Origin of the sequence: Chitinophaga agrisoli (assembly GCF_008386695.1) — a bacterium.
Lineage (GTDB): Bacteria > Bacteroidota > Bacteroidia > Chitinophagales > Chitinophagaceae > Chitinophaga > Chitinophaga agrisoli.
Genome location: NZ_VUOC01000004.1, coordinates 922,347 through 934,933, shown reverse-complemented (window position 1 = coordinate 934,933; position 12,587 = coordinate 922,347). Strand labels below are relative to the sequence as shown.

The following is a 12,587-nucleotide window of genomic DNA, read 5'->3' as shown; positions in this document are numbered from 1 at the left end:
ACAATTGTTATGGAAACTTCCAATGAACAGATCAGCGCTGCCCTGGAGCAGTTGTACTTTACAGGCATTTATGAAGGGAATACAGACATGCTACGGCAGGTAATGCACCCCGGCACGCTGTTGTTTGGCGATGTAAAGGGCCAGCCTTATGCCAAAACGCTGGATCAGTACCTGGATGGCGTAGCTAACCGGCAAAGCCCCCGTGATTCCGGTAAGCCTTTTAAAGGCGAGATCATTGGCGTAGATGCGGTCAATACCATTGCTACCGCCCGGGTACGCGTTAAAATGTATGATTTTTATTATGATGAATTCCTGGCCTTTCATAAATTAGATGGCCGTTGGGTGATTGTCAATAAGATGATCTCAGACATCAGCTGATAAAACGGCGTATAAACTGAATGGTATGAAAAGTGCAATGAACGTAATTTATATCGGCGGGCCTACCGTTATCCTGGAGATAGGCGGTTTGCGGCTGATGACCGATCCGACCCTGGACCCCAAAGGGGAAACCTTCTCTATCAATGGTAAACCAGCCTACTGGAAATCTGCCGGACCGGCTATTACAGACATTCCCCCGATAGACGTGGTGTTATTGAGCCATGACCAGCACGGGGATAACCTGGATAATGCCGGCCGGGAGCTGATGAAGGCGGCGCCTGTCACCTACACTACTAAAATAGGCGCGGAAAGGTTGCAGGGTAATGCCCTGGGCTTAGCCCCCTGGGAAAGCGTGACTGTGCCGGCGCCGGAAGGAGGGGAGATCACCATCACCGGTACCCCTGCCCGGCATGGCCCCATGGGAGTGGAAAAGATCACCGGCGATGTAACGGGTTTTGTAGTAAGCTATCAGGACCGGCAGCTGTACATTACCGGCGACACGGTGTTTTACGAAGGCATTAAGGAAGTGGCGGCCCGCTTTGCGCCGCAGCATATCTTTATTTTTGCCGGTGCGGCCAAACCCCGTGGGCCTTTTAACGTTACCATGGGTACTAACGATGCTATTGATACTGCCTTTACTTTTCCACAGGCTACTATTATTCCCGTGCATTTTGAGGGATGGTCCCACTATACGGAAACCGGCGAAATGCTGCAGCAATCGTTTAATGCCTTGGGTATCGGCGAGCACTTGCGGATACTCCCTCCTGGCGAGCGCGTTGCATTGTAAGGTGCTTTTTGTCTTGCTGTTTTTACCGGTGTTTGTGTGTAGCCCCACCCCGGAAATCTTATGGTGTTTTATGGGTTATTTTCCTCACCCCAACAACCTTATCCTGCGCCCTTCCTGTACCAGCTTGCCATCCTTTTCCATCTTCTTCATCACCCGGGAGATAACCTCGCGGGAGGTGGCAAAATCGTTGGCAATGGTCTGGTGCGAGATAGCCAGGAGATCAGACCCCAGGTGCAGGGATTTGACCTGCAGGTAGGAGAGCAGCCGGTCTTCCAGGTTATGGTATACTACCTGGCGGGTGGTTTCCAGCAGGTCCAGGTAGTGTTTTTGATATTCCCGGAGGATGAGGGCATTAAAGGCGGGATATTTTGTTTGCCATTCCGCTACTTTAAAGGCGGGGATCAGCAACAGCAGGGAATCGTCTGCTGCCTGTGCGGAAAAGTTGGCGCTCCCTTTGGTGAATAAATGGGCAAAGCTGAAGATGCAGGAGCCGGCCGGGAATATATGATACAGCAAAAAGCTTACCCCATCTTCGTCGCTATATACTTTTATGCAGCCCTCCAGCAGAATGGGCAGGTATTTTACCTGTTCGTCCTGTTTCACCACAAAATCGCCGGCCTGGTATGCTTTTATGCTGCCGTGTTCCAACATCTCATCCAGCAGGTCCTGTTTAAGGTCTGTAAGACAAGTTTTCATTTTTTCCGCATGCTGCGCTTCTATCGCCATAGCCGGTGGATTTTAATAAGTCCGCTGTTGCAAAGAAATAAAATTATCATACATGGTTCGGTAACAATTGTTACATGGCACTGGGCGCCCATTTGGAAGTAACGGTAACGGCAGCCTTAAAGGAATAGCAGTAAAAAGGGAGTATCAAAAAACTGATACTCCACTTTTTTATTTCCAGTAATTGTTAGCCGCTGCAATAGTGGCAAATTCTACCGCTACTGTCTGGCCAATGGCGATCAGCATGCCCGCGTCTTCCGCGTATACGCCTCTTAATCGCTCCCGCACAGCTGCATCCGGCTGGGTGGCCTTAATGATCAGTCTTGCCATTTTTATGGCCAGCTGTCTGCCTTCTTCCGGGGAGGCTGTTATCAAAGAATTATTGGGGATGAGTTGAATAGCGTCTGACATATGTTTAGTTTTTTAGTTGCAAGGCAAAGGTAAAATGTTGTTCACCGCTGATCAGTGACCAATGTTACCAATTGCTTATAACCTACACTGATCTACGCATTAACTCCCCAATTTTTCTTATATTGTAATACCCTTACCTAAAAGCGGAACAATGAAGAAAATCTGGACCTGGTATTTTGACAAATGGGGACGGCCCTTGTTATTCTTTATCATCATGCTTGCCTGTTTTATTCCCAGCGTGCTGTATCAGCAGCCTACCCTGGAGATCACCTTACTGGTATTAACAGTTTTAACCCTGATAGCTGTGCTGGCTTCCGGCCTGCGCCTGCTTATAAGGAGGAGATGGATACCGGCTGTTATAAGTTTCCTGACGCCCATGATCACGATCACGGGGCTTATTATTTTTGTAATTGCCGTTGTGCTGGAGGCGGCCGGCGATACATCCGGGGATGGGTATGCGGACAAGTTGAAGATACCAGACAATATAGTTATCAACGATCCTGTTAACCTGGGTTTTGAGCATAACCGGCCGGATTCCATTACCGGACTGCTGAAGGAAAAAATGGATTTTCAGCTGTACAATGGGATCCAACCGGGAATATTTGAATATGATTGCTGGTTAAAAAACACCGGCCGTGGCCATGTTTTCCTAAAGGCATATGAAGTAACCCATAATGATGCATTGTCCGTAGAAACATTACGGAGCCGCTCTTCCATAACAATTGACAGTGCTGCAGGGGAGCACTATACCCGCTATGAGACTACAGGTGATTTTACCATCTACGAAGGCGACTGGGGTAAGCCCTATGCCGCCCGCTTTGAGGTATGGTTTGACCCGGCGGATGGCGGCCCGGAAAGGAAATTAATGGAGAAAGTGTATAAGATCGAAGGGTGGATGAGATAAGGCCTTAACCCAGCACAAAACGATAGCCTTTGCCTTTAATGGTTAGGATCTCCAGCTGATCATCCTCCCGGAGGCGCACCCGTAGCCGGGCGATATACACATCCAGGTTACGGCTGTTAAAGAAGCCATCATGGCCCCATAATAATTCCAGTATCACTTTACGGTCTATCAGGCTATCGCGGTGCTCATACAGCAGCCGCAGGAGCTCGCTTTCCCGGTAGGATAGTTTTTGTTCTGTATCGCCATGGGCCAGCAGCTGGCGGTTGGTATAAAAGCGGAATTTGCCTATCCGGATATGGTCTGCCGGCGATATGGCCGCCGGCTTTTCTGCTCTGCGCAGTACATTGTCTATACGCACGATCAGCTCTTCCAGGCTAAAGGGCTTGCGGATATAGTCATTACCGCCCAGGGTAAAACCCTTTACCAGGTCCGCGGTCTGTGTTTTAGCGGTAAGGAACAGGATGGGCACTTCGGGGTCCAGGGCGCGTATATCTTCCGCTATCTCAAAGCCATCGCGGTTGGGCAGCATCACATCCAGCACGCAAACGGTGGGGCGCAGCTCCCGGAACAGGGATAGCACTTTGCCGCCATCGCTTTCCAGTATCACCTCAAATCCCCTGCGCTGCAGGCTTTCTTTTACGATCTTGCCCAATGATAGCTCGTCTTCTGCATATAGGATCCTGGCGCTCATATTATATTGTTTTTTGAGCCTATACGGCGGCCATTATCATAGTAAACAACGGGAGCCTCCGCAAAAGGCAGTTTCACGGAAAAGATGCTGCCTTTACCCAGTTCGCTGCTTACCTCTATAAAGCCCATGTGGCGTTGCAGGATATGCGATACATAACTTAAGCCCAGTCCATACCCTTTGATGTTATGCCGGTTGCCGCTGCTAGGCACCCGGAAGAACTTTTCAAAGATCCTGTTCCGGTATTCCCCGGCAATGCCTATGCCGTTATCGCTTACCCGCAGTTCTATGTATTGTTTATGGTCGATGATATGCACGAGTATGTCCGGGTTGTTAAGGCTGTATTTCAGGGCATTGTCCAGCAGGTTATACAGTACGCTGGACATATGCAGCTTATCCGCGTTGATGATAAAATTGCTGCCGGTGGTCTTTAAAGCAGTGGTAGCCTGCCGTTGCTCAAACTGCAGTTTCATGGAGGCCATTACGCTCCTGGCCAGGGCGCGCAGGTCAAAGGTCTCTTTGTTCAGCGCTATCTCGCGGTTCTCGAACATGGAGAGCTTCAGCACCTTATCCACCAGTAGGCTCAGGCGCTGCATTTCATTGGCGGAGATCTCCAGGTATTCATGCGTGGCCTGCGGGTCATCGAGCACCTGGAAATTGCGTAACGCCTCAATGGCTACGCTCACGGTGGCGATGGGCGTTTTGAGCTCATGCGTCATATTGCTGATGAAGTCGTTCTTCTGCTGGGCCAGCTTTTGCTGCTGTTGCAGGTTGCGGTAGAGCAACAGGAAGGAGAGGCCTGTTACGCCCAGCAGGAAGGCGGAAATGAGTATAGGCTGACTGATACGCCGCAGCAGGTACCAGGTATTATTCTCAAAGTTAACGCGGTAGCTGATGGGAGTGGCAAAACCCAGGGTAACGGTATTGTTTTCCAGGTCATCCGGGAAAGGCCCTATCCTGCGTTGGGAGGTGTCTGCCGGAAAAGCCTGGATCTGGAAGGCTACCGGGATCTTTTCCCGGGCCAGCGCCAGTTGGTAGCGGCGTGTTATATCCTTTACAGCCAGGGTATCATGCAGGGAGTCTACGTTCACCAGGTAATCAAACCTGTCCTCACCGGGGGCTTTGGCACGCCGGTACTGGATATCCAGCGAGTCTTTAAGTGGCCGTCTGTCGCCGGGTGCGCGCTGCAGCGGGGGGCTGCCTGGCGGAACGCCGGCATCATTGAACCGGATGAACATGGTGCGTTTTGTGCCGCTGGCGGCATCCGCATGGCGCATCTTCTCTTCCAGTACATTGGCCATGCCTATCATGCCCTCCCGTTCATCCATGCGGATGCGGATATTGGTATCCAGCTTCATATGATATGCCTGCAGGCGGAAAACGGTGGCCCGGAAAAGCAGGTTGGTGCGCGTGGTGAAAAGCCGTTGCTCATCCCGGTAGTTCTTGCGCAGCCAATAGGCCTGGAAAGCAGTGATCACCAGGATCGTAAGCATGATCAGGGAAACGGTCACCGGTATGGAAAGTTTATATCGCACGCATGGAACGGTTTACAGGACAATACTACGGCAATTGTGCCAGATCCTTTTCCCACTTCAATAAATATTAACCTTCATTAACCTTGCTGCAAGGCTTATTAACCTGCCTTGCGGTCATAAGGGGATAGCTTTATTGCCTAAAAGCATGCGTATGAAAAAGATCTGCTTAACATTTTCCATGGGCCTGGTACTGTTATCCGTACATGGCCAGCAAACAGGCGGCCGGGTAGTATACGAGCGCACATTACAGCTGCAGCTATTTTTGCCGCCCGGCGCCGCCCCGCAACGTATGCCGCCCTCTACCCGCAAGGACCGGCTGGAAGTGCTGTTTGGCAATGGGCAATGCCTGCGCCGCGCTATCGATGATGAGCTGCCGGAAGCGATGGAAGCCAGCGGCGGCGGTATGCACCTGGATGTAATTGCGCCCGGTGGCGGCAGTGATAATGAAACCTTTACTGATTTTGCCGCCGGTAAGGTAGTGTCGCAACGGGAGCTGGGAGGCCGTAACTATGTTATTACGGATACCATACAGCGGTTAAACTGGAAGCTGACCGGCCGTACATCCACTATCCTCAACTACCCCTGCCAGCAGGCGGTAGCGCAGCGTATTGGCATACGTATGCGGCCTGGTCTGGAAAATGGGATGATGAAGATGCTGGAAGCGCCCGATACGGTCACCGTCACTGCGTGGTTCACCCTGTCTGTACCTGCGCCGGCTGGCCCGGAGTACCAGGGGCAATTACCCGGTCTTATCCTGGGCCTGGAGATGGATAATGGCCGTGTTATGTACCAGGCGGTGGAGCTATCCGCTAAAACAGATCTGGCAGCCATAAAGCCGCCGGCTAAAGGTAAATCCCTCAGCGCAGCGGAGTTTGCGGCAGAACGGAAGAAGTTTATGGCGGCCATGCAACGCAATGTTGGCAGGGGCGGGAATATACGTATAGGAGGATAGCAGCCGCCGTGACGCCTGCTTTACGGCCGTATCATCTTTAAGCCCCGGCCCTTATCCCTTGTGGTTAACCCTGTTTTGCTCAGACTATACGTAAAGCTCAGCATAAAAAAACGCTGCAGGTTGGTGACCCGGCTGTCTTCTACATAGTTCTGGTTGCTGCTGCGGCTGATGCCTACATTCTGGTTCAGCAGGTCAAATACGCTCAGCTTTAACTCTCCCCGGTTAAAACGCAGGAACTGCTTGCTAAAGGAGGCGTTCCATAAAGGTACGTGTGCATTAAAGCCGGCGGCACGGTCGCCATTCAGCGTATAGGTGAAGCTGGTATTCAGATAATAATTTGCCGGCAGCTGCCAGTCGATCTCCGCGGCATACTGTTGTGAGAAATACCGGGTATTAAAAGCCGCCTGCAGGGTATAGATGGTGCTGTAATAATTAAGCCCGGCGCTTAACGAAAGGTCCAGTTTGTCATACGGCTGCAGGTCAAAACGCGCGGCAGGCCCCATGGTAAAGGTGCGGATGGTGTTAGGGGCTGTATTGATGAACTGTTTTGTTTTGCTGTATCCCAGGTTGGTGCTGATGTTCACCGTGCCGTTCACGACCGGCAGGGGCAAACCCAGGCTAATATTGCCCGTCATGTTATATACGCCGTTTACATTCACCGGCTGGCTGCGTTTTACGCCCAGGCTATCCACCACATCATAATTCACGATCTTATGCTGCGTTTCCTGCAGGTTAAAAAAGGCGAACAGGTTCTTATTCCGGAAAGGATCCACAGATACATAGTTCAGCTGTACGGCATGCGTAAGCTCCTGCTGCAGGTCCGGGTTGCCTGCGTGGATATTGAGCGGGTCTGTAATATCCGGCACGGGCTGCAGTTGTGCGAGGGTGGGCTGGTTGGTGAGCGCCGCATAGTTGATGCTGAGATGGCGGAAACGGGTAAAATCGTACTTGAACCGGAAGGTGGGCAGCATATTGTAAAAGGTCTTGCGGATCACAGAGTCCGTGGCGCCGGCTATGATCTTACCCTGCAGCGTGGCCTGCTGCCAGTTAATGCCCGCCGCCAGACTAAGTCGTTTACGTTGTGTGCGCAGGCGGAGGCCTGCATTGGTATAACCATAATCGTTTTCAAAGTTATTGGTGAGCGCGGGATTCAGCTGGTCAAACTTGCCGTTTAACCCGTTGTAATCATAGGTTACTTTGTCGGATGTGCTGTGGTTGTTGCTGTGACCCAGGCTTAGTTCCAGCAGGGAATGTTTAAACAGGGGCTCTGTATACACGGCCCGGGCATTATAGCTGTTAAATTTGCCGGAGGTATAGTTCCGTTGGTCAATGGAGTCATATGCCGGTAAAGAGGCGCTGCGGTTGTAGAACTGGTTCACTGTTTCCAGGCTGCCATGGCTTTGGCTTTCATTTATGCTGTTTTGCAGGCTAAGGGACAAGGTCCTGCCTTTACGGTGAAATTTCTTACGGAACAGCAGGTCGTTCCTGAAATTGCTGCCATGCCCGTTGTTGGAGTTATTGCTGTGCCCCTGGTTGGCCAGCTGCCCGTTTTCCAGTAAAGTAGTATAGTTGCTGGAGCTGCTGTTGCGGGTTTCCTGGTAACCTACGGAAGGGGAGATCTTGATGGAGTGAAAGGAGTCAATGCCTATCTCCGCTACCAGGTTAAGGCGGTGGCTGTTATTCAGGTTATCGGTGACGGCTTGCTGGTTATAGAAATAAGACGAATCCGGCAGAAAGTATTGCCGCTGCACGGTGCTCTCCTGGTGCGGGTTATAACGGTTGTAGAAATAGCTGCCGTTCAGGTTTGATTGAGCGCCAATGCTATTGTTATAGTTTACGCCGCCGCCCCAGATGGTCTTGATGCCGTTGCCACTACCGCTGCCCATCAGGGTGCTGGCGAGGTCATTGCCATCCATTTTAAAGCTCATGCTGCCATTGCCGCTTTGCTGCATACGGCTTTGCTCCCCGCTAAAGTTCATAAGATCCATAAAAGAAAAACCTTCCGCGTTAACGTTATTGGCCAGGCCAATAGCGGATAGCTGCCGGGCGCCCTCGAAGGAGTTTATATTAAAACGCCCTTCATAACGGTCGTTCGTACCGGCGCCTGCGTTGATCTTACCGAATTGGCCTTTCTTTTTGTCTTCTTTTAGTTTCAGGTTGATGGTCTTTTCGCTGTTGCCATCGTCAAAGCCGGTAAGTTGTGCCGCGTCGCTCAGGCGGTCAAATACCTGTATTTTATCAACCGCGTCTGCAGGCAGGTTTTTGGTCGCCATTTTGGGATCATTACCAAAGAACTCCTTACCATCCACCAATACTTTGCCTACTTTTTGGCCCTGGGCCTTTACGGTGCCGTCTTTATCTACCTGTACGCCGGGCAGCTTTTTCAGCAGCTGTTCCACGCTGGCATTGGGCGGCGTTCTGAAAGAGCCGGCATTGTATTGGATGGTATCGTCTATCAGCGTTACGGGCGGCGCTTCTGCCGTAACGGCCACTTCTTTGAGCGTTCTGCTCAGGTCCTGCAGTATAATGGCAGGCAGCTGTACTGCCGGGGCCGTGGCGCTGATGGTGATGGGCCGTGCGGCGGCGTGGTAATTGATATGTGTGATCAGCAGGCGATAATCCCCCACGGGGATGTTGCTGATCGTAAAATGCCCCTTGTTGTCCGTCATGGTAAAACTAACCAGGGAGGAATCTTTCTTTTTCAGCATTGTAATAGTAGCGGATATAACGGGTTGCTGTGCGATGGTATCCGTTACTACGCCGCTAACAGTCCCGTTCCTTTGCGCGTGTACGGTCAGGCCCAGGCAACAGGCTGCAAGCAGGAGGTAAATTTTATGCATGGCGATAGTGTTGATGGTACTGGTGTTGAAAGTAGCGCGGTGGTCTGCAAAAGGAGGTTAACAAGCCTTGCTTTAATGTTAAGGAAGGTTAATAAATGCGAAAAATTCGATACATTTATATAGGATGGTCTTTTAAAAGGACCGGGTTCATTTGAACGTTCAATACACGTTTTTTGGCCTTTAACCGATACGCCAGCTTACAGCATGATACCAGTATATAGCGCTTACCCCAATCATCAACAACAATGATCTCAACCGGCATTTGTATTATCGGAGCCGGGCCTGCCGGCGCAGCCGCAGCCCTGCAACTGGCTGTAATGGGCATTCCGTCTGTAATAGTGGATAAGGCGGTTTTTCCGCGGGATAAGGTATGTGGCGACGGCCTGAGCGGCAAGGTGCTTACGCTGCTTACCCGTATTGATAAGGGTATAGGCGAGCGCCTGCGGGAATCCCTGCTGAAGCTGGACAGCTGGGGCATTACTTTTACCGCCCCCAATCGTATTGGCATGCATATTATGTATAAACCCCGTTATCAGAAGCTGCCGCATGAGCCGCACGGGCTGGTATGCAAACGGATAGATTTTGACAATTTCCTGGTAGAGGAGCTGAAACGCCGTCCGGAAATACAGCTGCTGGAAGGCAGGGGCATTGAGCGTTATGAGCTGCAGCCGGATGGTTACCTGCTAACGGACCGTACCGGCCAGTTTGCCATCAAGGCCCGGCTGGTGATCGTGGCCAACGGGGCCCACTCCGGCTTTACAAAAGAAGTGGCCGGCATCCGTATGGAGCCCGCGCATTATGCCGCCGGTGTAAGGGCCTATTACAGGAATGTGCAGGGCGTGCACCCGGATAATTTCCTGGAGCTGCATTTCCTGAAAAATATGTTGCCCGGTTACCTGTGGCTGTTTCCGCTACCCAACGGAGAAGTGAATGTGGGCGTAGGTATGCTGAGCAAAGTGGCCAGGCGTAAAAAAGCTGACCTGAAAAAGTTGATGATGGACACGCTGGAGGGCGACCCCGTAATGCGGGAGCGTTTCCGGTATGCGGAGCGTATGGGTGATATAAAAGGATATGGATTGCCTTTTGGCAGCAAAGACCGCACCCTCTCCGGAGAGCGTTATATGCTTACCGGCGATGCCGCCAGCCTTATTAATCCCTTTACCGGCGAAGGCATTGGCAATGCATTACATTCCGGCTGCCTGGCCGCCCGGCAGGCAGCGCAGGCGCTGGCCGCCAATGATTGCTCTGCCGCTGCCCTGGCAGGGTATGACGCCAGCATCCGGCGGGTGCTGCGGCCTGAGTTGCTGCTCAGCGCCAAACTACAAAAAATGGTGAACTATCCCTGGTTCATCAACCTGGTCATAAAACAAGGCGCCCGTAATCAACAGCTGCAGGAGCTGCTGTCTGGTATGTTCCATGAAGAGACCCTCCGTAAGAAATTACAGCAACCTTCTTTTTATTTTAAGTTATTGATGGGCTGGGGTGGGAAGAATGGGTAATACTTTATTTATCAAATTTGTCCCGGTTTTGAGCAAGCCAGTCTTTTTCACTGTCCCATAACAGATCCTGCTTCTTTGTAGTTAATAGATCGAACATTTGTTTGGGCTCGGCAGTTGTTGCCGCGAAACCAGATAAAAACTCCATCGCATAAACGATCTCTGTATTACCATTAGCGCCAACGGTATAAACAGGCCTTTTTTTACTGACCAGCTCTTTTATCCGCTTCACAACATTTGGGATCACTGTAGCATTTCCATACCTGATGACGCCTAAAAGCGCGGTGAATTTATTTTTACCTTTTTCGAGTTGTGTTATAAAGACCGGCAGGTCAGATGCGTCAGAAATGGCCAGGATGGCGTTTAACGCGGTCCCTGAAACATCTTGCTGCTTGTGGTCCAGCAGTGCCAGCAAATAGGGGATACTTTTGCGCGTACCAATATTGGCTAACGTTGAATTAACATACCATAAGCCGTTTTTGCTGCCTGGATCTTTGATGATATCGATCAGCGTATCTTCCGCTAATGGATCTTTGGAACCTTTTAATGCGCTTATTGCGCTATCCCTGATCTGCCATTGATTGGAGCGGGTAGCATGTATGATGGGCGTTATGTCTGTATTGAGCGGTTTATCCAGGTATTGGATCCTGTCTAACAGTGTGGAGAGAACATACTTGTCTTTTTCCTTATCGATCCTGCTGATCAGGTATCCGGTGGCCGTAGCGTTTTGGGTGTTCCGGGTGATATGTCCCAGCAAAAAATAGGCACGGCCCCGCTTTTCCTTATCTTTTTCGTTGTCGATAAAATCAATAAGCTGGGGAATATAGCGATCGTTGGCTATTTTCTCCGCTTCCCGCAATGCTTTCCATGAAATAGTATCGGAACTGATCCGGACCGTATCCTGGTCGCTTTTATCCAGCATCCGTTGGATAAGATCTGTTAAATAGGTTTCCATACTTTACTCGTTTATAGTAGAAACATCCAGTTTTTCTTTCAGAAAATCGAGTATCATAACCGGCAGCTCCTGGTGGAATGCCGCTCTGTCAAAACCGTCAGGATCGGTGGACAAAGGAAAATCGGTTTTTTTCATTGTCTCCGGAAAAGGGCTGAGAAAAGAATAGTGCCCCGCGTTCTTTATCTCCCGGAAATCGATCAATGCCGGATCGGTCACTATTTTAAAAACGATCTCTGCATGCCAGGCCGGCGCCCTGTCATCGTGTTCTGCGGTTAATAGCAGTATGGGAATGTTAACATTTTTACCGGAATCATTTAACCAAACGGTGGCAGGCGCCAGCAATACCATTGCTTTTATCCTGCTGTCAGGGAATATTGCTACCGGCGCTCCATCTTCTGTTTTGGCCTGGCCGCCAGCCAGGGCCAGCGCGGTATAGGCGCCTATAGAGTGCCCGATTACGGCTATTTTGCTGGTATCTATGCTATCCGCAAAAGAAGGATCCGCCAGTATATGGTCTATGACCAGGCTCATATGTCTGGGCCGTAATGTTAAATTCTCAACCGTGCCTGGCGCACTGGGGGCATTGCTATTATTGCCATAGTGCGCTGGCAGCGCAACAATAAAGCCTTTTTGTGCCAGCCAGGTGCTGATGGTCCTGTAAAAAAAAGGGGAGCCATTATTACCATGTGACAGGATCACCAACGGAAACCGCTGGCCGGTTATAATATCCGCGTCCACACTTACATCCATCTGGTAGGGGCCAATGCTGGTAGTTATTGACGGTACATGCGTTGGATACTGAATTAATACCGGGAAGGGGAAATTATTGTCTTTACCGGTGATCTCTAGCTGCCTGTGCGCTGTAAATATATTTTTATCTGCCATTGTCATATGCTCCTGTTCTTTTCGTTCCTGATA

The 12,587-nt window shown here is 50.7% G+C and carries 12 protein-coding genes; 5 read left to right on the top strand and 7 right to left on the bottom strand.

From position 1 onward, the window contains the following. Positions 1–9 precede the first annotated feature (9 nt). Together F0L74_RS22840 and F0L74_RS22835 are read left to right on the top strand one after the other, a co-directional pair. Entirely contained in the window at positions 10–378 is a 369-nt protein-coding gene (locus F0L74_RS22840; RefSeq protein ID WP_149840230.1) for a nuclear transport factor 2 family protein, read from the top strand. Positions 379–403: 25 nt separating this feature from the next. Beyond that, the gene (locus tag F0L74_RS22835; RefSeq protein ID WP_149840229.1) at positions 404–1,165 is read left to right on the top strand and encodes an MBL fold metallo-hydrolase; all 762 of its coding nucleotides are present in this window, start codon (positions 404–406) and stop codon (positions 1,163–1,165) included. An 84-nt stretch (positions 1,166–1,249) separates the two neighbouring features. On the opposite strand, the gene F0L74_RS22830 is transcribed toward F0L74_RS22835, so the two are convergent. Together F0L74_RS22830 and F0L74_RS22825 are read right to left on the bottom strand one after the other, a co-directional pair. Further along, a complete protein-coding gene (locus tag F0L74_RS22830) occupies positions 1,250–1,891 on the bottom strand; it encodes a Crp/Fnr family transcriptional regulator (protein ID WP_149840228.1) in 642 nt (213 codons plus the stop codon). Between the two features lie 168 nt (positions 1,892–2,059). Continuing rightward, positions 2,060–2,299, bottom strand: coding sequence for a hexameric tyrosine-coordinated heme protein (locus F0L74_RS22825; RefSeq protein WP_149840227.1), 240 nt, complete (start codon positions 2,297–2,299; stop codon positions 2,060–2,062). A 151-nt stretch (positions 2,300–2,450) separates the two neighbouring features. Here F0L74_RS22825 and F0L74_RS22820 point away from each other — a divergent pair, with 151 nt between their 5' ends. Beyond that, complete coding sequence (locus F0L74_RS22820) at positions 2,451–3,203, top strand: hypothetical protein (RefSeq protein WP_149840226.1); 753 nt, start codon at positions 2,451–2,453, stop codon at positions 3,201–3,203. A 4-nt stretch (positions 3,204–3,207) separates the two neighbouring features. Here F0L74_RS22820 and F0L74_RS22815 read toward each other — a convergent pair whose 3' ends face one another. Continuing rightward, positions 3,208–3,894 (bottom strand): response regulator transcription factor, encoded by a 687-nt coding sequence (locus F0L74_RS22815; RefSeq protein ID WP_149840225.1) that lies wholly within the window; start codon positions 3,892–3,894, stop codon positions 3,208–3,210. Next, positions 3,891–5,426, bottom strand: coding sequence for a sensor histidine kinase (locus tag F0L74_RS22810; protein WP_149840224.1), 1,536 nt, complete (start codon positions 5,424–5,426; stop codon positions 3,891–3,893). Before F0L74_RS22810 ends, F0L74_RS22815 begins: the two co-directional genes overlap by 4 nt. Positions 5,427–5,577: 151 nt before the next feature. On the opposite strand from F0L74_RS22810, the gene F0L74_RS22805 reads away from it, so the two are divergent. Continuing rightward, on the top strand, positions 5,578–6,378 hold the full coding sequence (locus F0L74_RS22805; RefSeq protein WP_188316121.1) for a GLPGLI family protein: 801 nt from the start codon (positions 5,578–5,580) through the stop codon (positions 6,376–6,378). 20 nt (positions 6,379–6,398) lie between these two features. On the opposite strand, the gene F0L74_RS22800 is transcribed toward F0L74_RS22805, so the two are convergent. Next, positions 6,399–9,218, bottom strand: coding sequence for a TonB dependent receptor (locus tag F0L74_RS22800; RefSeq protein WP_149840222.1), 2,820 nt, complete (start codon positions 9,216–9,218; stop codon positions 6,399–6,401). Positions 9,219–9,463: 245 nt separating this feature from the next. On the opposite strand from F0L74_RS22800, the gene F0L74_RS22795 reads away from it, so the two are divergent. Beyond that, the gene (locus tag F0L74_RS22795; protein ID WP_149840221.1) at positions 9,464–10,717 is read left to right on the top strand and encodes an NAD(P)/FAD-dependent oxidoreductase; all 1,254 of its coding nucleotides are present in this window, start codon (positions 9,464–9,466) and stop codon (positions 10,715–10,717) included. 4 nt (positions 10,718–10,721) lie between these two features. Here the strand turns inward: F0L74_RS22795 and F0L74_RS22790 are convergent, their stop codons facing one another. Beyond that, positions 10,722–11,669 (bottom strand): HEAT repeat domain-containing protein, encoded by a 948-nt coding sequence (locus tag F0L74_RS22790; protein WP_149840220.1) that lies wholly within the window; start codon positions 11,667–11,669, stop codon positions 10,722–10,724. Positions 11,670–11,672: 3 nt separating this feature from the next. Next, positions 11,673–12,554, bottom strand: coding sequence for an alpha/beta hydrolase family protein (locus F0L74_RS22785; RefSeq protein WP_213087055.1), 882 nt, complete (start codon positions 12,552–12,554; stop codon positions 11,673–11,675). Positions 12,555–12,587 lie beyond the last annotated feature (33 nt).